This window comes from Trichocoleus sp. Lan (assembly GCF_039961855.1).
In the GTDB taxonomy this organism is placed as follows: Bacteria; Cyanobacteriota; Cyanobacteriia; order Cyanobacteriales; family FACHB-T130; genus FACHB-T130.
The window spans coordinates 22,344-48,598 of sequence record NZ_JAMPKA010000006.1; the positions used below are offsets into that span (position 1 = coordinate 22,344).

The 26,255-nt window shown below is 47.8% G+C and carries 25 protein-coding genes; 10 read left to right on the forward strand and 15 right to left on the reverse strand.

All coding sequences use genetic code 11. From position 1 onward, the window contains the following. Positions 1-373: 373 nt before the first annotated feature. Complete coding sequence (egtD, locus tag NDA03_RS07225; RefSeq protein ID WP_348237695.1) at positions 374-1,423, forward strand: L-histidine N(alpha)-methyltransferase; 1,050 nt, start codon at positions 374-376, stop codon at positions 1,421-1,423. A gap of 289 nt (positions 1,424-1,712) precedes the next feature. On the opposite strand, the gene NDA03_RS07230 is transcribed toward egtD, so the two are convergent. Further along, positions 1,713-2,384 carry a DUF4214 domain-containing protein gene (locus NDA03_RS07230; protein ID WP_348237696.1) on the reverse strand — a complete coding sequence of 224 codons (672 nt, stop codon included), beginning with the start codon at positions 2,382-2,384 and terminating at the stop codon, positions 1,713-1,715. Between the two features lie 575 nt (positions 2,385-2,959). On the opposite strand from NDA03_RS07230, the gene NDA03_RS07235 reads away from it, so the two are divergent. Next, a complete protein-coding gene (locus NDA03_RS07235) occupies positions 2,960-3,196 on the forward strand; it encodes a hypothetical protein (protein ID WP_190429284.1) in 237 nt (78 codons plus the stop codon). Between the two features lie 204 nt (positions 3,197-3,400). Here NDA03_RS07235 and NDA03_RS07240 read toward each other — a convergent pair whose 3' ends face one another. Continuing rightward, on the reverse strand, positions 3,401-3,619 hold the full coding sequence (locus NDA03_RS07240) for a hypothetical protein (protein WP_190411380.1): 219 nt from the start codon (positions 3,617-3,619) through the stop codon (positions 3,401-3,403). Between the two features lie 298 nt (positions 3,620-3,917). Then, the gene (locus NDA03_RS07245; protein ID WP_190411379.1) at positions 3,918-4,523 is read right to left on the reverse strand and encodes a thylakoid membrane photosystem I accumulation factor; all 606 of its coding nucleotides are present in this window, start codon (positions 4,521-4,523) and stop codon (positions 3,918-3,920) included. An 84-nt stretch (positions 4,524-4,607) separates the two neighbouring features. Here NDA03_RS07245 and NDA03_RS07250 point away from each other — a divergent pair, with 84 nt between their 5' ends. Continuing rightward, complete coding sequence (locus tag NDA03_RS07250; protein ID WP_190411378.1) at positions 4,608-5,477, forward strand: FecR family protein; 870 nt, start codon at positions 4,608-4,610, stop codon at positions 5,475-5,477. A gap of 96 nt (positions 5,478-5,573) precedes the next feature. On the opposite strand, the gene NDA03_RS07255 is transcribed toward NDA03_RS07250, so the two are convergent. Continuing rightward, entirely contained in the window at positions 5,574-5,753 is a 180-nt protein-coding gene (locus NDA03_RS07255) for a hypothetical protein (RefSeq protein ID WP_190411377.1), read from the reverse strand. Between the two features lie 345 nt (positions 5,754-6,098). Between NDA03_RS07255 and NDA03_RS07260 the strand changes: the two genes are divergently transcribed. Both NDA03_RS07260 and NDA03_RS07265 read left to right on the forward strand, forming a co-directional pair. Next, a complete protein-coding gene (locus NDA03_RS07260; RefSeq protein ID WP_348237697.1) occupies positions 6,099-7,976 on the forward strand; it encodes an adenylate/guanylate cyclase domain-containing protein in 1,878 nt (625 codons plus the stop codon). Between the two features lie 15 nt (positions 7,977-7,991). After that, a complete protein-coding gene (locus NDA03_RS07265; RefSeq protein ID WP_348237698.1) occupies positions 7,992-8,498 on the forward strand; it encodes a hypothetical protein in 507 nt (168 codons plus the stop codon). 31 nt (positions 8,499-8,529) lie between these two features. On the opposite strand, the gene NDA03_RS07270 is transcribed toward NDA03_RS07265, so the two are convergent. From NDA03_RS07270 to NDA03_RS07295, 6 genes are all read right to left on the reverse strand, one after another. Beyond that, positions 8,530-8,967, reverse strand: coding sequence for a hypothetical protein (locus tag NDA03_RS07270; RefSeq protein ID WP_190429281.1), 438 nt, complete (start codon positions 8,965-8,967; stop codon positions 8,530-8,532). A gap of 504 nt (positions 8,968-9,471) precedes the next feature. Further along, on the reverse strand, positions 9,472-12,105 hold the full coding sequence (gene mutS / locus NDA03_RS07275; protein WP_348237699.1) for a DNA mismatch repair protein MutS: 2,634 nt from the start codon (positions 12,103-12,105) through the stop codon (positions 9,472-9,474). 176 nt (positions 12,106-12,281) lie between these two features. Continuing rightward, positions 12,282-13,145 carry an aminotransferase class IV gene (locus NDA03_RS07280; RefSeq protein ID WP_348237700.1) on the reverse strand — a complete coding sequence of 288 codons (864 nt, stop codon included), beginning with the start codon at positions 13,143-13,145 and terminating at the stop codon, positions 12,282-12,284. Between the two features lie 49 nt (positions 13,146-13,194). Continuing rightward, positions 13,195-14,319, reverse strand: coding sequence for an AI-2E family transporter (locus NDA03_RS07285; protein WP_348231994.1), 1,125 nt, complete (start codon positions 14,317-14,319; stop codon positions 13,195-13,197). A gap of 54 nt (positions 14,320-14,373) precedes the next feature. After that, complete coding sequence (locus NDA03_RS07290) at positions 14,374-14,820, reverse strand: NUDIX hydrolase (protein WP_190411372.1); 447 nt, start codon at positions 14,818-14,820, stop codon at positions 14,374-14,376. Then, positions 14,810-15,265 carry a hypothetical protein gene (locus NDA03_RS07295; protein WP_242028997.1) on the reverse strand — a complete coding sequence of 152 codons (456 nt, stop codon included), beginning with the start codon at positions 15,263-15,265 and terminating at the stop codon, positions 14,810-14,812. Before NDA03_RS07295 ends, NDA03_RS07290 begins: the two co-directional genes overlap by 11 nt. Positions 15,266-15,581: 316 nt before the next feature. Here NDA03_RS07295 and folD point away from each other — a divergent pair, with 316 nt between their 5' ends. The 3 genes from folD (at position 15,582) to NDA03_RS07310 (ending at position 18,054) form a co-directional block, all read left to right on the forward strand. After that, positions 15,582-16,457 (forward strand): bifunctional methylenetetrahydrofolate dehydrogenase/methenyltetrahydrofolate cyclohydrolase FolD, encoded by an 876-nt coding sequence (folD, locus tag NDA03_RS07300; protein WP_348237701.1) that lies wholly within the window; start codon positions 15,582-15,584, stop codon positions 16,455-16,457. Between the two features lie 142 nt (positions 16,458-16,599). After that, a complete protein-coding gene (crtE, locus tag NDA03_RS07305; protein WP_190986592.1) occupies positions 16,600-17,529 on the forward strand; it encodes a geranylgeranyl diphosphate synthase CrtE in 930 nt (309 codons plus the stop codon). Positions 17,530-17,598: 69 nt separating this feature from the next. After that, positions 17,599-18,054: a divergent PAP2 family protein gene (locus NDA03_RS07310; RefSeq protein ID WP_190428920.1), complete on the forward strand. Its 456-nt coding sequence runs from the start codon at positions 17,599-17,601 to the stop codon at positions 18,052-18,054. A 58-nt stretch (positions 18,055-18,112) separates the two neighbouring features. On the opposite strand, the gene NDA03_RS07315 is transcribed toward NDA03_RS07310, so the two are convergent. The 4 genes from NDA03_RS07315 to NDA03_RS07330 form a co-directional block, all read right to left on the reverse strand. Next, a complete protein-coding gene (locus NDA03_RS07315; RefSeq protein ID WP_348237702.1) occupies positions 18,113-18,721 on the reverse strand; it encodes a hypothetical protein in 609 nt (202 codons plus the stop codon). Between the two features lie 59 nt (positions 18,722-18,780). After that, the gene (locus NDA03_RS07320) at positions 18,781-19,110 is read right to left on the reverse strand and encodes an MgPME-cyclase complex family protein (RefSeq protein ID WP_190411368.1); all 330 of its coding nucleotides are present in this window, start codon (positions 19,108-19,110) and stop codon (positions 18,781-18,783) included. 94 nt (positions 19,111-19,204) lie between these two features. Beyond that, positions 19,205-19,927, reverse strand: coding sequence for a pyridoxine 5'-phosphate synthase (locus NDA03_RS07325; protein WP_190411367.1), 723 nt, complete (start codon positions 19,925-19,927; stop codon positions 19,205-19,207). Positions 19,928-20,297: 370 nt separating this feature from the next. Continuing rightward, the gene (locus tag NDA03_RS07330) at positions 20,298-20,774 is read right to left on the reverse strand and encodes a CRR6 family NdhI maturation factor (RefSeq protein ID WP_190411366.1); all 477 of its coding nucleotides are present in this window, start codon (positions 20,772-20,774) and stop codon (positions 20,298-20,300) included. A gap of 612 nt (positions 20,775-21,386) precedes the next feature. Between NDA03_RS07330 and NDA03_RS07335 the strand changes: the two genes are divergently transcribed. Together NDA03_RS07335 and NDA03_RS07340 are read left to right on the forward strand one after the other, a co-directional pair. Beyond that, complete coding sequence (locus NDA03_RS07335; RefSeq protein ID WP_242028996.1) at positions 21,387-21,779, forward strand: helix-turn-helix transcriptional regulator; 393 nt, start codon at positions 21,387-21,389, stop codon at positions 21,777-21,779. Positions 21,780-21,905: 126 nt separating this feature from the next. Beyond that, positions 21,906-22,370, forward strand: a complete 465-nt coding sequence (locus NDA03_RS07340; RefSeq protein WP_190411365.1) for a Fur family transcriptional regulator — start codon at positions 21,906-21,908, stop codon at positions 22,368-22,370. 314 nt (positions 22,371-22,684) lie between these two features. Here NDA03_RS07340 and NDA03_RS07345 read toward each other — a convergent pair whose 3' ends face one another. After that, on the reverse strand, positions 22,685-26,032 hold the full coding sequence (locus tag NDA03_RS07345) for a pentapeptide repeat-containing protein (protein WP_348237703.1): 3,348 nt from the start codon (positions 26,030-26,032) through the stop codon (positions 22,685-22,687). Positions 26,033-26,255 lie beyond the last annotated feature (223 nt).

A 26,255-nucleotide genomic window follows, 5' to 3' on the forward strand; every position in this document is an offset into this window, starting at 1 on the left:
GTTAAACCGTACTGCATCCAATCGGTATTTCTCCCTCTAATTGATGGGAGCTAGGGGAAGCTGACCGAATTTGCTTGACTCGATTCCCCCAACCCCCGCTAAATTAGGAGCTAAGAAATAGTGGTACATGGCGTTTCAATCATGTATCAACACAGCCCGATTTTTTATTTACTGAAATAAGCTGCCGATTTATCAGGAAAATGTATAACAAGTAGCCTGAGTCTAAATACATCTAGCTCAGGCATGATTTTATTCAATATAGCTTTGTGTTTCACTAGCTGACGGTTATAGCCAACTATTTTGACCCTCGCGATCGCGTAAAAGCGGATGCCGCAATGATTCGGCTGTTCGCGCCCACACAAACGGAGGATAAATGACAATTTCTAAAACTGCAAGCGGTAAAACTGCTTCCCAATCTACGATAGAAAAACGCTTGCAGATAGAGCATCTACTCAGCGCCACGGCACAGTTACAAAATCAAGAAATTGACGGAACTGATGTTGTGAAGGGTTTAAGTGAGACTCCCAAATCTCTGACGCCGCGCTATTTCTACGATGACAAAGGCTCCCAACTATTTGAGCAAATTTGTGAGTTACCTGAATATTATCTAACGCGCACAGAAACAGCTATTTTACAAAAGTGCGCGGGTGAAATTGCTCAGTTGACGGGGGAAAGCGAACTGGTAGAACTGGGAAGTGGCAGCTCAACAAAAACCCGGATTCTGCTAGATGCCTACCAAGAAATCGGCTACCCGCTGCGCTATCTGCCCATTGACGTGAGTGCTGGAATTTTAGAAACTAGTGCCAGGGAATTGCTAGTTGATTATCCCTCCCTCCAGGTTCACGCTTTAGCCAGCACTTATGAATTGGCATTGACACGACTGGCACCGACGCAATTGCCTAGTCGAACGATCTGTTTTTTGGGTAGCACCTTGGGTAATTTAAATTCTCAAGAATGCGATTGCTTCTTCACCCAAATTGCCGAGGCTCTGGAAGTGGGTGAGTATTTCTTACTCGGAATAGACCGGCAAAAACCAAAACATTTGTTGGATGCAGCCTATAACGATAGCCAAGGCGTGACCGCGGCGTTTAATCTGAATATCCTACACCACCTGAATCGCCGTTTTGATGGCAATTTTGACCCTTCTCAGTTTGAACACTGGGCGTTTTATAACGAATCCGAGCATCAAATTGAGATGCATCTGCGGAGTATGCGATCGCAAACTGTCACACTTAACGCCCTCAATTTAACGATTGAATTTGAAAGCGGCGAGACTATCCTAACGGAAATTTCTCGCAAATTTAACCTCGACGCCCTGCAACAGGAACTTCAGACAAGAGGTTTAAAAACACTCCAAATTTGGAGCGATCCGAATCAGTGGTTTAGTTTATTGCTTTGTCAACTACAACCGCCTACCAGTTGAAAGCAGAACAGTGGAACCCCTCCCCTAACCCCTCCTGGTCAACGGAGAAGGGAACATGAATTGAGGGCAGAGAGATTTTCATAGGTTAGGAAACGCCAGCAAACCTAACACCTGCATGGTTGACAAAGAAAGCTAACACATCCTACAAATAATTAATCCCGCTTATTTCATCACCAACATCATTGCTCGCTTGTCTAAAAGTTGTGAGCAAGCAATTCAGATCCCCAACTTCGATAGAGAAGTCGGGGATCTTGTCTTCACAAATCATTTAGGGTCGCTAGAGAAAAGTTTATTGACCTCTTCTCGATCTGGCTTCTCTACTTCTAGAAATATCCTGACGGACTCGATTGAGCGACCAACCATCTGCTAAACGTCTTTTGTAGGTTCTTAATCCTTCACGATCGGCATTACGACCTAGCTCAGTTTGATAAAGTCGGTTAATCGCTTGTTCTGCTTCTGAACTATCAGCAATGTCATGACGGACTTTCTCCAGTGACCAACCGGATTCTACCCGTTGTCTATACATCCTCAGTCCAGGATTATCCGCCTGACGACCTAACACATTTTGATAAATCCGATTAATGCTGTTGTAAACGTTTGACCGATTGCGGCGATAGTCATAACTGCCATCCCGGCGATCGCGTCGATAGTCGTAATCGTCGTTACGGCGATCGCGTCGATAGTCATAATCACCATTCCGCCGATCGCGTCGATAGTCATAATCGTCGTTACGCCGATCGCGTCGATAGTCATCATCTCGGTCATAATCGTCTTGCCTTGACGACTCTCCTCGATCCCAACAAATCCCCAAAAAACAGGTTTGCTCCCTCCGTCCTCTGTCAGGCTCAGCAGCCGCAGGATTTGCTGATAGGACGACTGGAGCAATTATCAGTGCAGATAATACAGTAACCGTAGCAGCAGACCTGAGAGAGCGTGCTGTGGTGTGCATTCCAATTTTCATAATTTTCCCCTCAAGGAAATTTAAAAGTCAGAGAATATTTTTCTTTGTGGCATATATTCGCTCTATTTTCCGGGTCTCAACTTCCTACGATGGAATAACCCAATCGGGTGAGATCGGTTAAATTTCGCCAGAGAAAATTTCCTCGAAACAAGGCAAGGTCGAGTTTAGAGAACCGCCTTAAGACAACTGGAAAATCTCTGGCATAGCGATCGCGCGGATACCGGATTAAGCTAGATAAATAAATACGATCGCAAATCGTCTAATTTTGTTCCCGCTGCTAACCCTAAAATTGGGAAAAGGCGAGCTTTTCAACTGGACAAGGAACGACAGCCAGATGAGAGCGATCGCATCCGGTTAGCAGATAGTAATCCTTAAGCGGTTAAATGCCAACGGTTTAGATACCCGATTTCTCTCTCGAAGTCGGGGATCTCTCATTCAGAAATCATTTAGGATTGCTAGATAAAGGCAGACCCAATGAAACAGCAAAAAATAACGACCGATTTTGTGTAGAACTTTTACTTCTTAAAGCTTTATCAGTTCAGTATTATCTATTCCTCTGACTGGAGAAAATCTCAATGCCGAAAGCCAGCATTTGTGTTAATGCCAAAACACCCGAACAAGAGTTAGTCAAGGAATGGATTAAGAAGTGGAAAGGCAAGATCCGATATTTGTCTAATAACGAAGGGTGCGGCTGCTGTATTGACCTGTATCAGGTATATGCTCCAGCCGAAGTACTGAATGAACTACCCGCAAAAGTCTTTGCCTCTAGTGAATGGTCAAATTGGTCGCCAAAGTCGCGAACAACTCGCTAACAGGCGCTATCAAAGACCGGCTTATGGTAGTAGATGACCCTAATCATTAGTGCAATCGTCGATTTTTAATTCCTACTACTTGGTAGCGAATAGACCAATGGAGATAAGGAATAATTTTCTTCTTCAAAAGTCAATAATTTCAGAGAGAGTCGCAGTAATTACGATTAAAAAAGGTACCGAATAATCAAGATTTACATTCAGAAGCTAAAATTCATTAACCAGCGCCAGACGTCCCCGACGAACCGCATAAAGCATTCGGTTCAGCAAAAGTTGTTCATCTTCGCTGAGAGAATTTTCAAGCAGTGCTGTTCTGAGTACGCAACGGTCTGTAATTGTTATCTGACCTGATTCAGCAACTTTGGCAGATAAGTCAATGATTGCAGACGGTAAAAGACAGGCTTGAGAAAAAATCGAAGAATTCATGGTTAAGATTGCTGCTATTTGATACTCAGGTTATTGGTTCAAAACAGCACCTAACTCAATCTATAGCTAGAGATTTAATATGATTTAGATTACAGCTCAAGATAGAAGTTTAGTATTTGCACAAAACCTTGAATCACCCCTTTTGAGCAGGAATCGAGTTTTTTGCTACTGAAGAAACTGAAGAAGTGAGAGCAAACGAACACTTTGCTAAATTTGTCAAGGATTTTGTCTTGTGAGTTGAGCGATCGCGCCTGTCGGAAATTGAAACAGTCAAGATTCTCCACCCACAAAACTCCACTTACTTGGCTAACTCCGTATTAAACTCATTCACGAGTCGCCGCTTCAGCTCCACCGATTCTGAGCGAGGTAACAAGTTAAACACTTCACGGAAAACATCGTCTACTTTCTCAAACGCCACCGTACCCTTTTGGTTGAGGACAACTTCGCCCTTCTGGTTTAGCAAGACTGTTTGGGGAACGAGGCCTTCGTAGTAGTAGCCCGGTTCCGTAGGTGTAAAGTTGGATTGTACTGGAATCGAATCTACGTCGATGGGGATGAAATCAGCGGCTCGACCATAAAAAGCTTGAAGCTGCGAAACGACGATTGCGTGTTGCTTGCAATCGCTACTGTCGTCCACGTAGAACACCAACAATGCCGGTTTACCTCCTTTAAGAGAATCTGCCAATGCCACTCGCGGGGGAACCAGCGAGGCATTGCCGCCATAGAGGAGAAAAACATTCCCGTCAAAGTTGTCGTCGTTGATACCCGCTAAAGCTGATGGCGTCCCCAGCAGGCAGCTGAAAGAAACAACCAGTGTCAAGAGGCAACTCAAAAAAAACTGCCGCCAGGAACGGCGAGAAGCTGTCAGAATCCTGATTTGAAATTGTTGCAAGCGAAGAATCATACCAAAGTTGCTGTAGAAACCTTTTTTTCTTTCAGTAGTCCTTAAATTGTCTTTGCGTTCACCCGTTATGGCTCCCGATTCTCTATGAAGTTCCCTGTTTTTCCAGTCACCCTACTAGGATTATCCCTGTTAGCCGGTAGCTTAGTCCTTACTTCCTTATCGTTTATCTCCGAAAGTGTTCGAGCTGCGGTTAGTCCACGCTCGATAGAAGTCAAAGAAACGAACGGTACGGTAACAACTCAAGGAAAGCCAGTGAAAGTTGGCGATCGCTTGCAGGCATCCGGTAGTCTCAGCACCAACTTCGACGCCAGTGCTGTTTTAGCGATGGAAGATGGCATCGGTACGGTTCAGGTTTCCGAAAACACCAACGTGCAAGTCAAGACTTTAAAGACAAGTAAGGATGGTAGCAAACAAACGCGCCTTTATATGGATAAGGGACAGGTCAGCGCCAAAGTACGACCTTTTACTAACCCTAACTCTAGCTTTGAAGTGGAGACGCCTGGGGGCGTTGCTGGGACGAGAGGCACAGAATTTGGCGTCACCGTCGGTTCCAATGGGAAAACTGGGCTTTCAACTATCCGAGGCAAAGTAGCCTTTAGTGCGCGAGGGAAAACTGTGTTGGTAGAGCCGGGGTATTCTGCTTTAATTGTTCCGGGACAGGCTCCAACGATTCCCAAGGTGACAACAGGTGACACGAGACTGAAATTACAGGTTCTCTCGGTGACAGGTGATGGTCAAGTTAGAGTCACTGGAACGGTAGACCCAATCAATTTAGTGTTAGTGAATAATCAGATTGTGGATACGGGAGGCGAGGGACAACTCGATACGGTGGTGCCAATCCCGTCTAATCGGCAGCTGAGATTAGTCGTGCGGAATCCCTTGGGCAATCAACAAGTTTATGAATTGGAAATTCCGAATAGTGCGGGGACATCGGAGAATCCTGTGAATCAATAATTTTTATCGGATAGCCTTTTCCTCTCCTTTTTAGTCGGAAAAGACGAGGCAGCAACCCACGAATTCGCGTTCTCAATCTGAGCTTGGGAACGCGAATCAATTGGCAAAATCCTCCGCACGAGTGAGGTAAAAATTCTCAAGGGCATGAGTTACTGGAGAAGTCGTCAAAGAACTTGAAAGCGCCAATACTGTGACGCGATCGCGTATCTCGTGATGCGATCGCGTTTTGTCTGAATCAAGCTTGTAGCAGTTCTCACTCTTAGTGCATATATACACACTCGTAACCTCACCCCCAACCCCTACGGTGTATACACATCTTTGATTAATTGGCAAAACGTTGATTGATCCCCCTAAATCCCCCTTAAAAAGGGGGACTTTGACTTAATTCGCCCCCCTTTTCAAGGGGGGTTGGGGGGATCAAAACGGGACTTGCAAGTTCAAGAAGACTTGTGTATACACGGTAGCCTCGTTCAAGGGGAAGGACAGGGGCGGGGTTCAACTGGACTGCATCCAAGAATAGAGAATCGCGATAAATTCAGTATTCCATCAGGGGCATTTACCATCCGGTGAGCGTGCGGAACGCTTGGGAAAAGTCCGTATGTTTCCAGGCAAGCAATCACGATGGTTGATGTTTTTGATGGAATCAACGTGTTAATCAAAAATTGGTTTAAAAAAAATCAGCGTTTTATTTCTAGCAGTCAATCAATCGTTCCGGGCGCAATGGTCGGTTTATTGTCTGTCGGGTTATGGCAGATAGGGGCATGGCAACCCCTGGAACGGCTTGTATACAGTGCGCTGTTTCAAGCTCGTAGCGCCAGTATATTACCGCAGACGAATTGGGATCGTCGGGTCGCGGTGATTGCGATTGACGATGCGAGTTTAAAGAAATACGGGAAATTTCCTTGGTCGCGCGATCGCTATGCCCAATTGTTGCAGAAGCTAGAACCAGCCTCTCCAGCAGTCATTGGTTTCGATGTGTTGTTCGTCGATCCAGGCCAAGGGGATGAGAAATTTGCCAAAGCGATCGCTAAATCTGGCAATGTCATCTTGGCAACGGCTTGGGACAATCGCGGGCAACCTCTGGAAGTATTACCCGAATTAAAAAAAGCGGCACTTGGGGAAGGTCAAATTTGGCACAATCCCGACGCAGACGGCATTAGCCGACAGGCAGCCCTCTTTTTTGGCACCAAACCCGCTCTCGGTTTAGCAATGCTGCTAGAGGCACCAGAGGCGGTATCCCTGCCTCATCTGGCTGAGGTTCAGAGGCGTAAAGATGTCTGGATTAACTGGCCTGGGCCAACCCAAAATGTCTCCACCTATTCTTATGCCTCAATCATGGAAGGCAAAGTTGACGCGAAAGCCTTCGCAAACAAGTTTGTTTTAGTCGGTGTCACGGCAACCGCTATCGATCGCTTGCGATCGCCTTACAATCAAAATCCCCCGACCGCTGGAGTTTATCTCCATGCGGCGTTAATTGATAACTTGCTGAACGACAAGCTGCTGCAAACGGTGCCTAAAACGGCAGTGATGCTCTTGTTGTTGGGGATTGCCCCGATTACTAGCTGGCTGTTGTTAAAACAGGGAGTGTGGGCGCGAATGGCGATCGCTATTTTGTTACCAAGTGGTTGGGTAATCTTTGCCCTGAGTGCCTTCATCGACGATGGCTGGTGGTTGCCCATCGTCGCACCTGTGGGAACCGCGATCGCTGCTGGGATCGGCGTTCAGCTGCGAGAACAATATGAAAAGCAACAACTGATGAGTTTGTTTGCCAAGCACGTTGCGCCAGAAATGGCTGACCTCATTTGGCACCGGAAAGACGAAATCTTCCACAAAGGGAAGCTGCAAGCCCAAGAAATGATGGTCACGGTTTTATTTGCCGATATCCGGGGTTTTACCAGTATTTCCGAGAAACTACCGCCGGGGGAATTAATCGAGTGGCTGAACCTGTTCCTAGACGCCATGACAGATTGCATCATGGATCGTGGCGGTGTGATCGACAAATATATTGGGGATGCAATTATGGCGGTTTTCGGGATTCCGTTTTCGCACACCACGCCGGAAGAAATTCAACAGGACGCCCTAAATGCGATCGCGGCAGGAATTGCGATGCAGGAACGACTCAAAAAGCTCAACCAGCGCTTCCACAACGCTAACAAGCCTACGATTGAGATAGGGATTGGCATTCACACAGGGCCAGTGGTTGCCGGAAGTGTGGGAGGTTCCCGACGCCTGAATTATTCAGTCTTGGGGGATACCGTCAATGTTGCCGCCAGACTGGAACCGATGAATAAAGAAGTAAAAATTCACAACCCCTACCAAATGATTGTCAGTGGCAGTACATTTGCTTATGCAAGCGATCGCTATCACGGGCCTGCTGTCCGCGCCATTCAACTGCGGGGACGAGAACAGGCAACAATTATTTACTGCATCCAGGGAGAGAAGGTCAACTTGGCAGATCCAGCGGAAGCGATCGCACCCCCACTGAATATTTCAGCCTAAAGCGGCACACCCAGCGTGAAATTTCTTTTAACTTCACCGTTTAAAGAGGATTTGTGCATCTACTCGCGATTAGCAGATATCTTGATTAAACCCACTTTTACACAACCGATCGCTGACAACAAACTAACAGCTAATTTTCAAACTTTTCCTAGAGTCAGTAAGTTGATTATATTAGCTGCGGTTAGTTGGATTATTTGGAATTTGCAAGCGTCAAGCGTGCAAGCATCGCCCTGTTCCGAGCTACTGAATATATCGCAAAGACCCGGTTTTAATACTCGTCAGGAAGGGAATTTAATCGTTCTGGGACGCCTGCCTAAATATCACTATGTGGTCGTGGTTCCCTCTGGAAGTGAAGCCACGCTGGAACAAGTGCGTCAGTGCGTACCCGATGCCTTGATCGCCAAGTCAAATTTAGGAAATTACATTTTAGCGGGGTCATTTCCCGACCAATCCAGTGCGAAAAGTATCTATTACGCATTGCGATCGCTGAGACTCGATGCACGAATTATATACGTTCGATAGCGATCGCCAGTCACCTTCCCTACTTTCCGCTCTATTGATTGGGTGTGACGCCTTGAGCCAGCTTCACCATCGAGCCAGAGGCATTAGTGCGATAAATCCAGCGGCGTTGCCCATTCCCTACCGTGACTTGCCAGCCAGGAACTTGCATCTCGGTGCAAAGCACCTCCAAGTTATTAATATCTAAGCAGTCATCAGACCAAGTTTGCGGTTGAGTTTGGACAATGTTTAGCGCCGACTTTGGCAACCCTGAATGTTGAGACACGTCCTGCAAAACCGCATTCTGAACCGATGTTAATAAACTAACCCCAGAACGAGGATTTGAAATCGTAACTTTGCGATTGGGGAGCGTTAGTGTAGCGGTCAAAGATAAAATGCCCGTCAACACCAAAGCCTGAACAATTAGACTTAGCTGGCTAGCCTTTTGAGCGATAGTTTCTGTGGGAGAGGCAGGGGTAGTAACTTCTTCCATAGCAAACATTGACAGGGGTGCTGTTATTACAAAGGGCATTAATTGTATTGGTAGAATATGCACCCAGATGCTTACAATTTCCGGAAAAAGTTAAAGGTTCCGGCAAATTAAGTATGAATTGACTTGCAGATTGCTTTTCCCTAATTCCTGAAGCGAGCCTTCTCGTTAATGCTGCGAATCTCCTTTTGGAGATGCCACCTTTCGGAACGCTAACTCGTTTATAGTTGCTACGAAAAGTGCTAATGCGTACTGGTTGATAGGAATTCAGACACTAACACCCTGCAAATAAGTTCCCTAATTAATCTTTTTTTAGTAGAACTACGGTGCCCGCTCCCTAATACTAATGTGCGCCCTCTAGGTGCCTAAATGAAACCCAGAAACTACTGAATTGTTAGCAATTTTGTATAAAGATTTACTGATTTTAGTCCCGCTTGATTATTTATCAAGTGGACTGAGTCTGAGGAAAATAATCTTGCCAAAAAAACAGAAGTATGCATTTCCTCCCTAGAAGGTAGATGATTCCTCTACCTGCCCGCCTTGGCGCAGCCCGATAGCAATTTTGCTATGCTTTTCAATTTGGCTCATCACCTGCTTGGCGCGTTGAATCACGGGTGCGGGTAAACCTGCTAGCCGCCCTGCTTCGATGCCATAGGAACGGTCAGCGCCTCCCGGTTGCACCTGATGCAAAAAGATAATCTGGTCGGGTAACTCCTTCACCGTCACCTGGTAATTTGCCACATTCGGCAAAATCGAAGCAAGTTCGTTCAATTCGTGGTAATGAGTGGCAAAAATCGTCCGCGAGCGAATTTCACTGGCAAGATACTCCGCCACCGCCCAAGCAATCGAGAGACCATCAAATGTTGCCGTCCCCCGACCAATCTCATCTAAGAGTACCAGAGACTTCGCCGTTGCGTGATTGAGAATATTGGCTGTCTCGTTCATCTCCACCATAAAAGTAGATTGACCCGTCGCCAAATCATCTACCGCACCGACACGAGTAAAAACGCGATCGCATATTCCCAAAGTCGCCGCCCTAGCTGGCACAAAACTACCAATTTGTGCCATCAACTGAATCAACCCCACCTGCCGCAAATAGCAACTCTTCCCACTCGCATTCGGACCCGTCAAAATCACTAAATCCGGTCTTCCCTCTTCTTCCCCTTCTTCCTTCGCGCTCTTCGCGTCTTTGCGGTTCGTATCCCCCTTTCTCCCCAACCCAGTCGAATTCGGCACAAAAAACCCAGGTGGCAAAGACTGCTCAACCACCGGATGACGCCCATCACTAATCCGAATTTCCCGACCTTCCACCATCTGAGGGCAGCAATAACCCTGATAAACCGCCACCTCAGCCAAACCACACAGCACATCCGCTGCCGCCACCGCACGAGAAATCGTGCGAATTTGTTCTGCGTATTGCCCCACCTCTTCTCTTAAAGAAGTGAAAATCTCATATTCCAGGCGATTTAAGTCATCCCGCGCCGTCAAAATCCGCGCTTCTCTCTCCTTCAACTCCGGAGTAATATAGCGTTCCTCATTCGTCAGCGTTTGCTTGCGGATGTAGTTATCGGGAACTTGGTCAGCTTTAGTGCGAGAGATGCTGATGTAGTAGCCGAATGTCTTATTAAAGCCCACCTTCAGCGTCGAAATCCCGGTTCGCGCCTTCTCCGTCACCTCCAAATTCGCCACCCATTGCTGATCCTCTTGGGCAAGACTTCGCATTTCATCCAACTGAACATTCACATTGGGGCGAATCAAACCGCCTTCCTTGATATGGATGGGAGGCGCGTCTACCAAATGGGCGCTGAGTCTCTTTGCCAGTTGTTCCAATTCCGGCGGCACCTTCTGCAAAGCTCTCATAAACGGAGAGTAAGCATCCGCCACCAGTTCCGCTAATTCCGGCAATTTTGCCAGAGAATCCGCTAAAGCAACTAAATCCTTCGCATTCGCCGTGCCGGAACCAGCGCGACCCGTTAGCCGTTCTAAATCGTAAATTTGACGCAACAATTGGCGCAAATCTTGCCGCAAGAAGCTATTTTCGACTAATTCTTGAATCGTATCTTGCCGCGCTGCAATGCCTTTGATATCCAGTAGCGGTTGCAGCAACCAACGCCGCAAAGCACGTCCCCCCATCGCTGTGCTAGTTCTATCCAATGCCCAAAGCAGGGAACCGTGAAAGGTGCCATCCCGCACCGTTTGCGTAATTTCTAGATTGCGGCGGGTTTGGTGGTCGAGAATTAGATAATCGCTGAGGGTGTAGGTGCGGAGGAACTGGAGAGGGACGGGGTTTTCTTTCTGGGTGTCTTCCAGATATTCCAGCAAACCACCCGCAGCGCGGACGGCAAGGGGGAGGTGTTCGCAACCGAGTCCTTCTAGACTCCGCACTTTAAACCGCTGCAATAGTCGATGTCTCGATTCACCCGCCGTAAAAGGAGTTTGCGATCGCAACGCATAACAAAAAGATGGCGGCAGACAACTGGGCAAATACTCGGAAGTCTCCCCCGGTCGCAGCAAACTGCCCAAATCTGGCGCATTCGTCGGCACCAACACCTCAGAAGGCTGCAAACGCATCAATTCTTGCGTCAAATGCTCTAATTCGCTCGATTGGGTCGTGAGAAATTCCCCAGTAGAAATATCTGCATAAGCTAAACCCCAGTGATTCCCGGCAATCACCACCGCCGCCAGGTAATTATTCCGCCGCGCATTCAGCATTCCTTCTTCCAGCAACGTACCAGGGGTGAGAATCCGCGTCACCTCGCGCTTCACCAGCTTTCCAGGGTCAGTATCGGCGGAGTCTTCTACCTGATCGCAGATCACCACCGCATATCCCTTCTCCACCAGCTGAGTCGTGTAGCGTTCCCAAGCATGGTGCGGCACTCCCGTCATCGGCACCCGACCAATTTCTCCGGCTTGCTTGCTGGTGAGGACAAGTTCTAATTCTCTCGATACAGCGATCGCATCCTGAAAAAAGGTTTCAAAGAAGTCTCCCACCCGGTACAGCAGCAGTGCATGAGGATACTTATCCTTCACTTCTACATAATGGTGGTACATCTTACTCAGCTTGCTGCGATCCACCAGTCGAGAGTCAGCGTTACGGATTTTGGGTTCGGTCGGGGTAGATGCCGAGTCAGGAACGTTCATGGAAAGTCAGTGCTACGCCGTGGTCTTTAATGACTTTACCGCACGTATCTCTTGCCGTTGTTTGCAGTTTGTTAACCTGAAATCTTGTACTGAACGTCTTCACCCGCCAGGGGATGTAGAGGCGCAATTAATCGTGTCTCCACAAAAGGAAGTTTGCGAGATGCTAAAAATCGTTCCTATTGGTGCGTAATTTCGCGAAATTCCTTCAAAAAACGTCGAAATACAGGATGATTTGCCGAATCATATTCATAAGGATGAATACTTGCTAACGGCTTCAACTCCATCATCGTCGCAGCCAGGAAAGCACCCTCAAAATTCCCTAATTCCTCTGGTCGCACATCCCGTTCAACCACTTCAATTCCCAATTCCCCGGCAATATCTAGCAGTGTGGCGCGAGTGATACCAGGGAAAATATTGGGAGTCAGCGCAGGCGTAATTACTCTATCCTTTTGCAGAAGAAAAAGGTTAGCCACTGCCGCTTCAGTAATTCTGCCTTGTTGGTCAAGCAAAATCGCATCATTAAATCCAGCTACTTCAGCAGCACGACGAGCTAAATAACTGTTTACATAAGTTCCACAGAGTTTCCACGCTACTGGAATTGCGTTACCAGAAACCCGTTCATAAGGGGATATGTGGCAAGTCAGAGATTTATCAACATCGCGGGGAATCGTCACTGCCAAGATGGTTACATCGACCGGCATTGTATCGTTAAAGTTCAGTTGAGGCACTGAACGATAAACAATCGGTCGGATATAGTAATTTGTTGCCGGAACTGCCTCTAAAAGTCCCAGAATACCTGCTTTCAGGTCTTCGTTCGACCAAGAAAAACCCAAACCAATATGTGTAGAACCATTGCGAAGGCGGTCTAAATGTGAATCTAAGCGATGAATGTAATAGCGATCGCAATTCCAATAAGCCATGATCCCATCAAAAACGCCGATACCTAAATGCAGAGAATGGCTAGCAATAGAAGGCGCAGCATTTTCCCGTTCAACTAACTTTCCGTTGTGCCAAACTATCGGCGTTGCTTCAAGAAACATTTATTAGTCTTGCCTTCTCAAGCGGCATTTGTACCAATTAAAACAGTCATCAACTCCCGGCATCACTCGCTAAGCTCTTAGACGCTATGACGGGCGAAACATTTAAGGATGTAGGTTCAGATTCAATCTCCTCTATCTCGTTCCATTTGCCGTCGCGCAAGCTATCTGCGGTACTTTTGATAAAACTCGCTAAAGGTACGGCAATTAATAACCCCAATAGCCCTCCCAGCTTCGCTCCTATCAACAGCGAAAGCAAAATCCAAACAGGATTTAAGCCAGTAAAACCACCTAAAATGCGAGGCGCGATGAAATTAGCATTGATTTGATCGATAGCGGCGGCTACAGCTAACACTTCCACCCCTAGCCAAAAATTTTGTAATGCTACTAGCAGACTAACAATGCTGATACCGATTCCGGCACCAAAGGGAAAAAGAGCCAAAAAACCAATTGCAATTCCAAACAATAATCCTAACGGCACTCGCAAAGCCAGAAATGCCAGCGTGATCACACATCCGCTCCAAGCAGCGAACGTCGCCTGACCGATAAAATAATTGTGGAAATCTTCGCGGAGAGCTTGCCTTACTTGGGAACTAAAGCTAGCCGGAAACCACTTAAAAATTCCGTCCCAGAGACGATCTCCATTTAATATTAGATAGAAAGTTAGAACCACTGTTAGCAGAACATTGACAGCAGTGCCAATCGTATCAAAGGCAAAATTAAGAATTCTACCCGTTACGTTTTGAAGTTGACTGGATAATCGGTCTGTTAGTTGAGTAACGATTCCGCCTAAATTAATCGGAAGTTGCTGAGTTTCAGCCCAAATTTGAAAAGCTTGGAGTTGTTGCCTCCCCGAATCAATCCAACTAGGCAATATATTAGCTAGTTCGTTGAGCTGTTGCCAAATGATCGGAACTAAGGTAAGTCCCAAACCTACCAAAATTAGCAACGCCACTAGGGAAACAGCGACGACCGCATTGTTCCGTTTAACTTTTTGTTGCTGTAAAAACCGGATAGGATAATCTAATACAAAAGCCAGCAAGAGTGCGGCAACAAAAACGTTAACTAGAGGTTGAAAATATTGCAACACGAGTAGCAATAGCCAACCATTGAGAACAGCGAGGGGAAATGCCAATCCTAAAACGACCCATCGCGGTAATTTGTTTGCTGATTGCATCATGTTGAGATTTTGAAATCGGGATTCATAACAACTAAAAAGTTATGCTTCTGGCTACACAGTCAATTGAGGAAACTTGTCCATAAAATCCAGTAAAATTTTTTGGTGAGGAGTGCCTAACGGTCGTACTTGCCTAGCTTTTTCAGAGTAACCCTCGCCGCGTTGAATTTCTTCAGGCGTTAATAAATCCATATCCCAACCTTCTCCTAGCACTAGCTGGTTAAGTTCCACGGGAAGCGGTGCCTGATAGACATGGCGAAGAACGTAGGTATCGGGATAATAGCCAAATAATGATAACGCGGGCGGTGTATAGCCGATTTCCTCCAGCAGTTCCCGCTTGATGGCTTCTTCTGGGGTTTCTCCTGGTTCGAGGTGCCCGCCAAAAAATGCCCAGTGTCCGGGGTAGAGAATACCGGGGATGTTGTCGCGCAGCTGGAGGAGAAATTTGCCGTGGCGATAGAGGATGGCGATCGCTACCTCAACAATTGGTTTATTGTTCATAGCTTCCTTCCGGTAGTAAAGGCACTCCCTTTTTCGCTGGCTTCCGCTCTAGCTGTTCCTGCTGCTGAAGAAAAACTTCTCCTAAATCTTTCCCTGCGAAGGGAATGCTTTGATACTGTACTTTCCCCTTGATTAAAACTTCATCTCCTCTATCGGGGAGATTCTGGCTGGTGAAAACCCATATTTTTCCCGTCGCATCTCGCAACTCATAAGCGCCGCTTCCCACAAAAGGCGCTTGAGATGCTACCTTGCCTTCCAAATAAACCGTTGGGTTGCCCTCATAACTCTGTTGAAGATCGCTGATACTGGTGATCGGGACACTGCGGTTGTTAAACAGACCCAATCCAGACTGAGCCACATGACCGCAGCCGAACAACCCACCTAAAAGTAGTGTGGTGGTGCTGAATTGCAATACTCGGATTTTGACTGACCTCATATCTTGCATCGGGGAAATCTCAAGTTTCTCACTATTTCGGTATTAATACTTATCCCTATCCAGATGGCTCTGACTGGTACAAATATAGTGAATCTTCCAAAGATTTACAGTCGGGCAGGACTGTCTCAAATAAGATTAAACGCAAAGAAGGCGAAGGAAATCCCCTAAGATGCAGCTACAAGGCAAAAGGAAAAACGCGATCGCGTTACTTTTCTCTCATTATCCTTTGGCAGTAAGGGTGGGAAATCTGCGAAACTATCCTATGACAGATGCGCTCTGTTTCATCCCCAAAGAATGAATTCCTGCCCACATTTCTGACACCACAATGGACGAATCAATCGCCCAACTATTAGACGGTAAAGCCCTCGCTGAACGAATTTACGGACAGCTACAAGAGCAAATTCAGCAAATACAAGCCACTGCGGGACGCCCGCCGGGACTAGCTGTGCTGATGGTTGGCGATAATCCAGCCAGCGCTGCTTACGTGCGGAATAAAGAACGCGCCTGTGCCAAAGTGGGGATTGCCTCCTATGGCTCCCATTTCCCGGCGGAAACAACCGCTTCAGAACTAGAGCAAGTCATTCAAAACCTGAATCAAAATGAGCGGGTTGATGGAATTCTCGTTCAACTGCCCTTACCCAACCACTTGGATGCTGTTTCCCTGCTGCATCAAATCGATCCAGATAAAGACGCTGATGGACTGCACCCGCTGAACTTAGGGCGATTAGTGCGTTCTGAAGCTGGTTTACGCAGCTGCACGCCAGCCGGAGTCATGCGCCTGTTGCAGGAATACCAGATTGATGTGAAGGGAAAACAGGCAGTAGTGGTGGGGCGCAGTATCCTCGTGGGCAAGCCGTTGGCGTTGATGCTCTTAGATGCAGATGCCACCGTTACCATCGCCCACTCGCGATCGCACGATCTCCCAGCCATTACCCGCAACGCTGATATTCTGCTAGCAGCCGTGGGGCGTCCAGCGCTGATTACCGCCGAAATGGTTAAACCTGGTGCTGTCGTCATCGATGTTGGCATCAATCGCGTCACCGACGACGCCGGTAATTCACGTTTGGTGGGAGATGTCCACTTTGATTCCGTCCAAAAGGTCGCGAAGTTTATCACCCCAGTTCCCGGCGGGGTTGGCGCAATGACCGTCGCGATGCTGCTGCAAAATACAGTCTGGAGCTACAGCCAGCGCTATCTTTAGTTTTGAATGAAGGCGGTTTGAGGCGCGAGGATTCTGGACGAATTCCATCACTCAACACTGATCGCTCATAATTCGTAACTTTTTGTGACCCAAAGCCCCGTAAAATTGTTACGGAAACGACTGTGCTACAAGGAATCACGGGATGTTAGCGACAGATGACCTTCATGCTCCCAAAGGTGAATCAGCGACCTTTGACCTTTCAACCTACCTGACTCAACAACAAGCTCTGGTAGAAGCAGCTCTGGATAGTTCCCTCCCAGTCACATATCCAGAGAAAATTTATGAGGCGATGCGCTACTCGCTTTTGGCTGGAGGCAAGCGCCTGCGTCCGATTCTTTGCCTTGCCAGCTGCGAACTGGCTGGAGGCACCCTAGAAATGGCGATGCCCACTGCTTGCGCCTTGGAGATGGTTCATACCATGTCCTTGATTCACGACGACTTACCGGCGATGGATAACGACGACTACCGGCGGGGCAAATTGACCAACCATAAGGTTTATGGTGAAGATATTGCCATTCTGGCGGGGGATGGTCTACTGACATACGCCTTTGAGTTCATTGCCTCAAATACCCAGAATGTACCGGCAGCGCGAGTGTTGCAGGTGATTGCTCAGTTAGCCAAAGCAGTTGGTGCTGCGGGATTGGTGGGCGGTCAAGTCGTTGACTTGGAATCTGAAGGAAAGCCGGATATTCAGGAAGAAACGCTCACTTTCATTCATACCCACAAAACAGGTGCGCTACTAGAAGCTTGTGTGGTCTGCGGCGCGATTTTAGCGGGAGCAGAATTGGAAACCTTACAACGAATGTCTCGCTATGCCCAAAATATTGGGTTGGCGTTTCAGATTGTGGATGACATTTTGGATATCACGGCGACTCAGGAGGAGTTGGGGAAAACTGCTGGGAAGGACATTCAAGCCCAAAAGGCAACTTACCCAAGGCTTTGGGGACTTGAGGAATCAAAAGTTAAGGCTCAGCAACTGATTGACGCCGCCAAAGGAGAATTGGCAACCTTTGGAGAAAAAGCCAATCCCCTGATTGCGATCGCAGATTTCATTACTACTCGCACTCACTAAAAAATACGCCCCTCACCCCTAAACTCTCCTACTTGCAATGCTGCTCGCTTTTACCCAACGCAAAACAAAATGCAGGAATTTGCCCACATCCTAGAAAACCATGTGCTACTGGTTGCGACCGTAGCTTGTTTAATCGCTCAAGCATCCAAGCTGATCATCGACTTAGCCCAACATGGCAAGGTGAATGTGCGCGTCTTAGTCACCACTGGCGGGATGCCAAGCGCTCATTCAGCATTGGTAACAGCGCTGGCAACCGGCATTGGACAAACGGTGGGATGGGACAGTATTGAATTTGCGCTTGCCACCATTTTTGCCGTTATCGTCATGTACGATGCTGCTGGCGTCCGTCAGGCTGCGGGTAAGCAAGCTCGCATCCTGAACCAAATTATCGATGAGCTATTTCAAGAACATCACAAGTTTAACGAAGACCGTCTCAAGGAGTTACTGGGACATACGCCGTTTCAGGTGATTGTCGGTTCAGCACTCGGCATCGCTGTCTCCTGCTTAGCAGGGCCAGCGTATTAGCGAGCGATCATTAGTGATTAGCGAGTGACCAGGACTAATGACCGCTCGCAACGATTGGCTATTTACTCACCACTGATGACCTGAGCAGTGTCACTCGGCGGCTATCGACTAGCATTACCAAAAAACCGCGATCGCTCAATCTTCTTAAAGCCGAATTTGCCTCATTTGAATTGGTTGTGTAAACCGCCAGTAAATAAGGACGTTGGACATAGGAAACCAAGCCAACATCGCGACCCAACATCTGCCGTACTTGAGCCGCTACTTCCGGTTTGCTTGAATAATCCACCAACACCGCATAACCAGCACCGAGTGCCTGCGGTTTATAGGTGGGTGCATTTGGATTTGCCGGTGCCTCTGGAGGTCGGAGAACGAAAGCCGATAGCCCAACAATCTCATTCAGATAACGTGCCCAACCGTTGGCATCTTCCACGCTCCTGAAGCCACCAATCCGCGTCATCGTATCTTCAAGATATTTACAAGTTGACGTACTTGTGTTGTTAGGCAACGTTCGTTGAATTTGCTCTTGACTTTCCCTCGTTTGGCTTCCCACTAATACCAAATACTCGCCTTGGGGAGGCGGCTGACAAGTGGGAGGCGACGATTGAGCAGAGGCAACTGCACTCGGCAAAAGAAAAAAGGCAAAAGGCAAAAGAAAGATTTTTTTCATGTTTTCAGTTTTTCCTTTTTGCTTTTCTTCTTAATTTTTAACTGTTTACTTTTGCCTTCTCAGGAAACGGATGCGAGGGAAGCAACTGGATTAGGGATACTTTGGGAAGGTGCCTGAAATTCCCCGCTCAGCACAAACTCTAACCGCAGCTTTAACCAGGTAATAAATTGGGAATTCGTAGAAATGACTGCCACAGAAGGTTGAGGGCACTGAGACTTAATTGCTGCCATTTCCGGTGCCTCTAAAAATGCCGGTTGCTTGACTAGCCAAAAATCAATTTCTTTTTCTTGTTCGTGGTAGTTACGGGTACGCTCTTTGAGGACTTCATCCAAGGGTTCTTCTTCAAGTAAAAAGCGTTGGCTAGCCAGAACGTAGTAGTAATTTTGCATCTTAATAGGTTGTTAATGGGTAATGGGTTGTTAGCAATCGATGATGAGTCATTAGCGAGTGACTAAGGACTCATGACTCATGACACTTCAGTTGTTACCAATGACCGAACATTGCTTGTTTCATCTCTCGAACGGCTCGTTCTATTCCGACAAGAGCTGCCCGACTAATAATGGTATGACCAATATTGAGTTCTTCCATCCCTTCAAGGCAAGCAACAGGGTAAACGTTCCAGTAGGTAAGACCGTGACCGGCGTTGATCCGGATGCCAGCAGCACGCGCTTGCTCGCATCCTTTGGCTAACACGGCTAATTCCTTCTCTCGACTGGTTTCATCTGCTGCTTCGGCATAGCAACCCGTGTGCAGTTCAATGAACTTCGCCTTAATAATCGCAGCTGCCATAATCTGACCGGGATCGGCGTCGATGAACAAGCTGACGGGGATTCCGGCGTCTTGCAACTTTGTCACCATTTCCCCAATTCGGTCGATTTGACTGGAAACATCCAATCCGCCTTCTGTCGTCACTTCTTCGCGTTTTTCGGGCACGAGAGTGACGTAATCGGGTCTGATGTCGAGAGCGATCGCGACCATTTCTTCGGTGGGTGCCATCTCCAAATTTAAATGAGTCCGCACTGTCTGCCGCAGTAATCGCACATCCCGGTCTTGAATATGCCGCCGGTCTTCCCGCAGATGCACCGTGATCCCATCGGCACCGGCAAGTTCTGCCAGCACCGCTGCTGCCACCGGATCTGGTTCTACTGTCCGTCGTGCCTGCCGAATGGTGGCAATGTGATCGATATTGACGCCAAGTGTAGGCAACGGAACCTCTCCCAATGTTTTAGAGTCTTCCGCAATTGATTTTAACCTGAAACGCTGGAAGGCTATCTTTAAAAAGGAGTTAGGACTGAGGACTGAGGGCTGAGGAGTTAGGAGTTAGGAGTTAGGAGTTAGGACTGAGGACTGAGGGCTGAGGAGTGAGTGAAAGACGGCTGAGGAGTTAGGAGTTTAGGACTGAGGGCTGAGGAGTGAGTGAAAGACGGCTGAGGAGTTAGGAGCTAGGCTGATCTGCTATCTATGTATCTATAGCAATAGTAATCCCATGTTAGTTGTGAGATACCAGTGGTTTAGATACCCGACTTTTTGGAGAAGTCGGGTATCTCGCCTTTACAAAGCATTTAGGACGGCTATATCAGCCGATTAACTCAAAGAAGGCATCATCCAGCTCATAGCCCAGCATTTTAGCCATTGACTTTACACGAGAGGTGCTGGGGATTCCCATCTGCTTCATCCATTGTGTCAAGACAAAGATTTTTTGCATCACAAAAATCTCTAGGGCTTCGGGATTGTACTCAATCCCTTCTGTCCGATTGAACTGGTGTGGCACGAGCATAGCAGTGTAGCGGGCGAGTTCACCGGATTTCCAATCCAGCAGAAAGGGCATCCAGGGATATTGGGCATCTAAGCGAATAAACCATAGACGGACTTCTGGGATTTCGGAGAGTTCTCGTGGATCTTCCGGTTCGCGGGGATAGTCAATCTCAAAACGCAGTTGCTGTTCCGAGGATGCGATCGCTCCCTCTTGGAGCAACTTTTCGATCGCCGACTGCACCGGCGACAGATCCAGAGTTTGAATTAAGTCAGAATTGAGCGCGATTGCTGTCGTCATTGAACCATTGTTAAGGTGACACACTTTGAATGCCGACAATAGCGCTGGCTAGCGCTGGCTTCTCTCTACATTGTTGCAGCCTTGCTCCGTCACGTCAGTCCCAGCTCTAAATTAGTTGTCCCACGCTTTGTGTCGGGCTAGCGGCAATTCGCCTGATGTCCCTTGATAGCTTTTCCACCGTCATTTCCCTTTCTGACCAGGGTAGAAAGGAGCTTTAGCTGTAAGATGTCGTTAGCTTTTTGTTATCCCCGCTGTTATAACTGCGTTAACAGACATTTTGTTTGGCGATATTCTCTCAGCGCGATCGCACTTAATCTCACTTAATCGCACTTTAGTCTTATATTCTTTCAGCAACCATACGGCGTACAGGTTTGCAATCTTTACAATACAGGCAACTTGAGGCTTCGCTTCCAGGTTTTTCAGCATAGAGCGGATACGATGCATTCAGCAAAAAATCTGGGGGATTCATCCATCTCCGAAATCCATCTCAATTTTCCTGTAGCAACACTATGTCAGGAAGTAAGTATTTTCCACAAGGCTTTGTGAAGATTTGATAAAGATCGGGCATCTACTCCTGATACTTTGCGTGAAATTACGAGTTTTGATCGTTAAATGAAAACCAAAGAACAAGGAGAGGCAATGATCCCCCAAGAAATGCTCAAGCACCTTGTAGAACAAGTTGATTCTGTTAGTCCATCCAAAGGGATTCAAAAATCTGAGCAGACGGTGGATGAAGTAATCTTTGAATCTGATGTTGACGGAACCCACTATTATCTGGTGCGTTGTCGCCCCAAGTCAGAACGCGGGATTAGCCTCAGCCCCCAAGAACAGCGGATTGCCCGATTGGTCGCACAGGGTCTTCCCAACAAGTGCATTGGAAATCAATTAGGCATCACTCATTGGACAGTTGCTACCTATTTACGCCGGATTTTTGGCAAGTTAGGTGTCACTTCTAGAACCGCCATGATCGCCCGCCTTCTAGAAGAAAATTTACTGCAACAATAGAATCAATTAACCGGGTGCACTCGATAGTGCTGTCCTAGAATATTGGGACGGTGGACATTCCGAGAATAGCTAGGTTAAAGTGGAAATGAGTTTGGATTAGCAGGCAAGCGTGTCAAAGTCTAAAGTATGCAAAAAGAAGCGGCAGCGGTTAAACCTATTCGCTCGTTAGAGGATGCCTTAAATCGTTGTCAAGCGCTGGGTATGCGCGTGAGCCGTCAACGCCGCTTCATTCTGGAATTGCTGTGGCAAGCGAAAGAACACCTGTCGGCGCGAGAAATTTATGACCGCTTGAACCACCAAGGTAAGGACATCGGTCATACATCCGTGTATCAAAATTTAGAAGCGCTATCGGTTCAAGGCATTATTGAGTGTATTGAGCGTGCGGATGGCCGTTTGTACGGCAATATCAGCGACGCTCACAGCCACGTAAACTGTCTGGATACCAATCAGATTTTAGATGTTTATGTAGAACTGCCTGAAACCCTGCTTAAAGAAATTGAACAACAAACAGGGGTTCGGATTAGTGAATATTGCATTAACTTCTACGGGTACAAATTACCGGAATCTGGGTCTCAAGCGGAGAACGGGTAATCAGTAGACGGTAGAATCCACTTTTTAACACCGATTGCTGCTATATCAATAATTTTTTAAACCGTTTGTAGGGACGGAAAATTTTGCGTAACTACAGGCTGATTAAAGTTTAGTGAAAAACGCTTGTAGCAGGCTGTCTAGTTTGATTAAGTGGGCTAACTGAGGGTGGGAAAACTGGAGATTAAATCGCTGCTCCAAATTTCCTTTACCTAACATTTACAAATAGACCCACTAGCACTAGTAAGTGGGATTGGGCGTTAGCGAAACCTAACGAATACTTCATACGGTTCTAGAGTTTTTAACACCCTCAACAGCTAGTTGCTTCGTTGAGGGTTTTCTACTAGCGCCGTCTCATCATCGTATTGGGAATCTACCTTCGGAGCTTCTTGGAATGCTAAGGGTTCCCCTAGGGTAGAAGAAGTTTCTGCAATCACCGTTTCATCGTCTTCATCCTCCATAGGTTCTTCCGGCAACATCGGTTCTCCTTCGGCACTTTCTATCAGAAACACTGTAGGTTCAGAATCTGCACTGCCTTTGTCCTGAGCGCTTCCAGCCTGTTTGAGACGGGGTAATCTTTGAATGTATGCCTGGAACTCTTCCAAGGAAAATAGGGCACCATTTTTCCGGGCAAAGTAGTGGTTCTGATCATCTAACTGGGCTTGAAACAGACAAGCATGAGTGATGTTCGCTAACGTAAGATTGGTTCTTTGCAGGTTAGCGCCTGTCAAGTTTGCCCCTTCAAGCCTTGCTCCAGCAAGATTGGCTCCTGATAAGTCAGCACCGGAGAGATTCGCCCAGGACAAATTGGCTTGCTGGAGGTTGGCACCTGCTAAATTGGCTCCTGCTAACTCAGCCGCTAACAGATTGGTTTGCCAGAGGTTAGCCTCTGCTAACAGAGCATGATTCAAACAGGCAGAGCGTAGCTGTAATTGACTGAGGCTGTGCCGCGCCCTCTGCCAAAAGGCGGTGGGAGATAGGACAACAGTGCGACCGATTAAAGTCAGCAGTGCTTCGGCGTCAAATTCAGATGGCAGGTCGGGGTTGCCGCAAGGCCAGAAAGAAATCTGCGTTGCCCGATGACCGAGATGTGCTTCGCGCATCTGCTTTGCGATCGCGCTGAGCAACAAGAAGACATTCAGCCCAACGGCGGCATCGATTTGCAAGATTTTTAAGGGGTTGTGCAACGCCTGCAACTGGGTATGACACTGGTGGGCGATTCCTTCATCTAGCCAGCGACCTCGACAGTAGGTGCGGTAAAACCGATAGAGGCGTTCAAACAAAACATTGAAGCTAAACTGAGCCGGGTTGCGCTCAAAAATCCGCCGCAGTCGCTCAATTACCATGTCTTCGATTTCAACTGACAATACGCCATAACCCAGTAATTGATAAAGATACTGGGCTACATTGATCGGCGAGTGGATCGCAAAGGTGAATTCACCGTAGGTATCTTGGACTGGTAAGGTGAGGGCTTGCATCTGAGCGGCAATTTCTTCAGCGCAGAGATATTCTCCCAGGTTGCGGTGAGAAAACTCGATCGCTGAGTGATGAGTGTGGAAGAAAAAGGCTGGCAGGGTGTCATCTGACGGCTGTAAGCGGGGGTTTATCGGTTTCTGTGACTCCGTCACCATTCTGGTAAAGGTCGCCTCTACAGCGGATTGGGGGGCTTGATGGCGACCTGTTTGCAGAATGGTCAGTGCCGCCACTTGCATCTGGTGGCGTAGGTCTTGGGGGCGTCGGTTTTGCAGGAGATGAGCGATCGCATCATTGCTGCGGTAAGCATGAGCCAGACCTTCCCGAATCACAAAAGGCATGGAACCGCTGCCAGCTTCGGGGTATGCCAAGAGCCAGCGGCAAATCCGGTCGTAAATTTCAAACTTCGCTTGGGGTAATGTCAGGTGAAAAATCGTGTCGTTGAGCAGTCCATCTCGATGCAAGATGCCCAGTAGATAAAGCATCAAAGGCTTGCGGACGAGGGCAGCGAGTACGTTAGCAGCGCCTGGGGTGCCGACGGGACGAGTCGAAAAGCCACCTCTTTCTTTGACAAAGGCGAAATATCCTTGAGCGATCGCTTTCGATTGCAGTTTCGACCACTGCTTGAACCACTCCCGGAACTCCTCGTGTTCCATTGGCTGAATTGCAATCCGCCGCCGCAAATCGTGGGGCAAAGGGATCAGAGTAGAGGCAAGATCGAAATATTCTCCTTCTCTTCCAGTTGTCCGGCTGGTCAGAATAATCTTGTGGCGGGGCGTGCCCTCAAAAGACGCCATTGCTTCCCCTTGAAACTGCATCAGCTGGTTCAGGAAGGCATGGTAATGACGCCCTGCGTGGCTTGAGCGGGGCAATTCATCCAAGCCATCCAGAATCAACAAGCAAGGAGGATGCATCGGTGAAAGCCAACCATCTGCATCTGTAAATCTGCCCCAAGGGAAGGCAGAGTTCAGGGTTTGCTCCAAAGTTTGCCCCAAGGTAGCGTCCTTGAGTCGGATAAACGCTGGCATCCATCTAGGGTAAAGCTCCTGAGCAACGGTTGATGCCAATATCTGGCAAAAACTCGTCTTGCCCGTGCCCGGAAGACTCTCGATCGCAGCAATGCTGGTCGTATCATTGAGTTGAGCCGTGACCCACTCCATTAAATCCACGGGTTTCGCAGGTACGGCGTTAGCGGCAAGCGGTGTCGTGGTCGGATCTGACTTGGGATTTTTCGTCTCTAACCGGGTGGAGCTTTCTTCGAGCAGCACTCCCTTCAAGGGGACGTATAAATCCTTTAGGGCAAAAGGTTCTGCCAGTAACGGTTCGCTCAAAGATTGTAGAAGGCTGGCTCGATAGCGTTCTCGTTCGAGGTTCAACGAAAATTGTGGCGTGTTTGGGTCTGAGTTTTGATTTGCCTCAAAATTCAAAGTGGTGGAGAACCCAGAACGCTTCCGCTCCGGGTTTCCCGCGCCTGGAGTATCCTGCCAAGTTGATAAATTCCCTAGCTGGACAAATTTCTGTAGTTGTGCCAGCGGCAGGGCATTTTCAGCGATCGCGGCAAGTAAATATCCTGGGAGTCCGTGAACCAGGCGTTGGGCGATTAGCTTGGCTTCTGTTTCCTCGGCACCATTGGCGATCAACCAGGCAATGCCGGTACTGTTCATCTGCTGCACGAGAAAGGAGTCGCCCACCATACTCAGCGCTTGTTCTGCCTGACTATCGGTGAGGCGTCCGGGACGCAAAGTTTTCAGTAAGGCTTGCAACTGGGGATCGGAAAGGGGCGCATCCCAGACCTGCCCGTACAAGTCTTCTGACTCGCCTGGGACGCCTGCACGAGATAACCACGGTCTTCTCAGTTGAGATTCTTGTTCTAAAATTCCTTGTAAGGCGTTCAGGTAAGCAATTTGGAAAGTTAGCCAGGTTCCTTCGTTGCGCTTCAGGGGCTTTTTTTGACTCAGGATACGCAGCAACCCCACACAAAGTTGGGAAGCTACGCCTGCCACTTCCCAAGCTGCTCTCAAAGGTAGTTCTAAGACTTCCGCTAAGACACTAATATCAAAAGGTGTCAGGCTCTTGAGTTCCATATCCCGGACAATGCGAAAGGCAATCCCGGCAATCTGAGTGCCTGGGTGCCTCAAGGTTGCCAGTTCAATGTTGCGTTCCGCCAGCCAATGCCGAATGCTAAGGCTCATCCCACCTCAATTCTAGGAAATAACTCAATATGCCACTTATTAGTCATGTTATCGGGAGTGTAGGCGGCTGGTGTGCCGACCAATCGTGATGAATGGGGTAGAAGCTGTTTTTCATCATCCCTAATTGAGTTGAATTTCAGGATAACTTATGTAAGAGCGAAGCACGGGTGCAAAAAATCAGCTCGATCTCTAAATTCACTCACAAAAGCTTTACCCCTACAAA

What these genes read in the sequence shown, in the direction of transcription:
- egtD (WP_348237695.1), top strand. Translation starts at nt 374, where the DNA reads ATGACAATTTCTAAAACTGCAAGCGGTAAAACTGCTTCCCAATCTACG.
- NDA03_RS07230 (WP_348237696.1), bottom strand. Translation starts at nt 2,384, where the DNA reads ATGAAAATTGGAATGCACACCACAGCACGCTCTCTCAGGTCTGCTGCT.
- NDA03_RS07235 (WP_190429284.1), top strand. Translation starts at nt 2,960, where the DNA reads ATGCCGAAAGCCAGCATTTGTGTTAATGCCAAAACACCCGAACAAGAG.
- NDA03_RS07240 (WP_190411380.1), bottom strand. Translation starts at nt 3,619, where the DNA reads ATGAATTCTTCGATTTTTTCTCAAGCCTGTCTTTTACCGTCTGCAATC.
- NDA03_RS07245 (WP_190411379.1), bottom strand. Translation starts at nt 4,523, where the DNA reads ATGATTCTTCGCTTGCAACAATTTCAAATCAGGATTCTGACAGCTTCT.
- NDA03_RS07250 (WP_190411378.1), top strand. Translation starts at nt 4,608, where the DNA reads ATGAAGTTCCCTGTTTTTCCAGTCACCCTACTAGGATTATCCCTGTTA.
- NDA03_RS07260 (WP_348237697.1), top strand. Translation starts at nt 6,099, where the DNA reads ATGGTTGATGTTTTTGATGGAATCAACGTGTTAATCAAAAATTGGTTT.
- NDA03_RS07270 (WP_190429281.1), bottom strand. Translation starts at nt 8,967, where the DNA reads ATGGAAGAAGTTACTACCCCTGCCTCTCCCACAGAAACTATCGCTCAA.
- mutS (WP_348237699.1), bottom strand. Translation starts at nt 12,105, where the DNA reads ATGAACGTTCCTGACTCGGCATCTACCCCGACCGAACCCAAAATCCGT.
- NDA03_RS07280 (WP_348237700.1), bottom strand. Translation starts at nt 13,145, where the DNA reads ATGTTTCTTGAAGCAACGCCGATAGTTTGGCACAACGGAAAGTTAGTT.
- NDA03_RS07285 (WP_348231994.1), bottom strand. Translation starts at nt 14,319, where the DNA reads ATGCAATCAGCAAACAAATTACCGCGATGGGTCGTTTTAGGATTGGCA.
- NDA03_RS07290 (WP_190411372.1), bottom strand. Translation starts at nt 14,820, where the DNA reads ATGAACAATAAACCAATTGTTGAGGTAGCGATCGCCATCCTCTATCGC.
- NDA03_RS07295 (WP_242028997.1), bottom strand. Translation starts at nt 15,265, where the DNA reads ATGCAAGATATGAGGTCAGTCAAAATCCGAGTATTGCAATTCAGCACC.
- folD (WP_348237701.1), top strand. Translation starts at nt 15,582, where the DNA reads ATGGACGAATCAATCGCCCAACTATTAGACGGTAAAGCCCTCGCTGAA.
- crtE (WP_190986592.1), top strand. Translation starts at nt 16,600, where the DNA reads ATGTTAGCGACAGATGACCTTCATGCTCCCAAAGGTGAATCAGCGACC.
- NDA03_RS07310 (WP_190428920.1), top strand. Translation starts at nt 17,599, where the DNA reads ATGCAGGAATTTGCCCACATCCTAGAAAACCATGTGCTACTGGTTGCG.
- NDA03_RS07315 (WP_348237702.1), bottom strand. Translation starts at nt 18,721, where the DNA reads ATGAAAAAAATCTTTCTTTTGCCTTTTGCCTTTTTTCTTTTGCCGAGT.
- NDA03_RS07320 (WP_190411368.1), bottom strand. Translation starts at nt 19,110, where the DNA reads ATGCAAAATTACTACTACGTTCTGGCTAGCCAACGCTTTTTACTTGAA.
- NDA03_RS07330 (WP_190411366.1), bottom strand. Translation starts at nt 20,774, where the DNA reads ATGACGACAGCAATCGCGCTCAATTCTGACTTAATTCAAACTCTGGAT.
- NDA03_RS07335 (WP_242028996.1), top strand. Translation starts at nt 21,387, where the DNA reads ATGAAAACCAAAGAACAAGGAGAGGCAATGATCCCCCAAGAAATGCTC.
- NDA03_RS07340 (WP_190411365.1), top strand. Translation starts at nt 21,906, where the DNA reads ATGCAAAAAGAAGCGGCAGCGGTTAAACCTATTCGCTCGTTAGAGGAT.
- NDA03_RS07345 (WP_348237703.1), bottom strand. Translation starts at nt 26,032, where the DNA reads ATGAGCCTTAGCATTCGGCATTGGCTGGCGGAACGCAACATTGAACTG.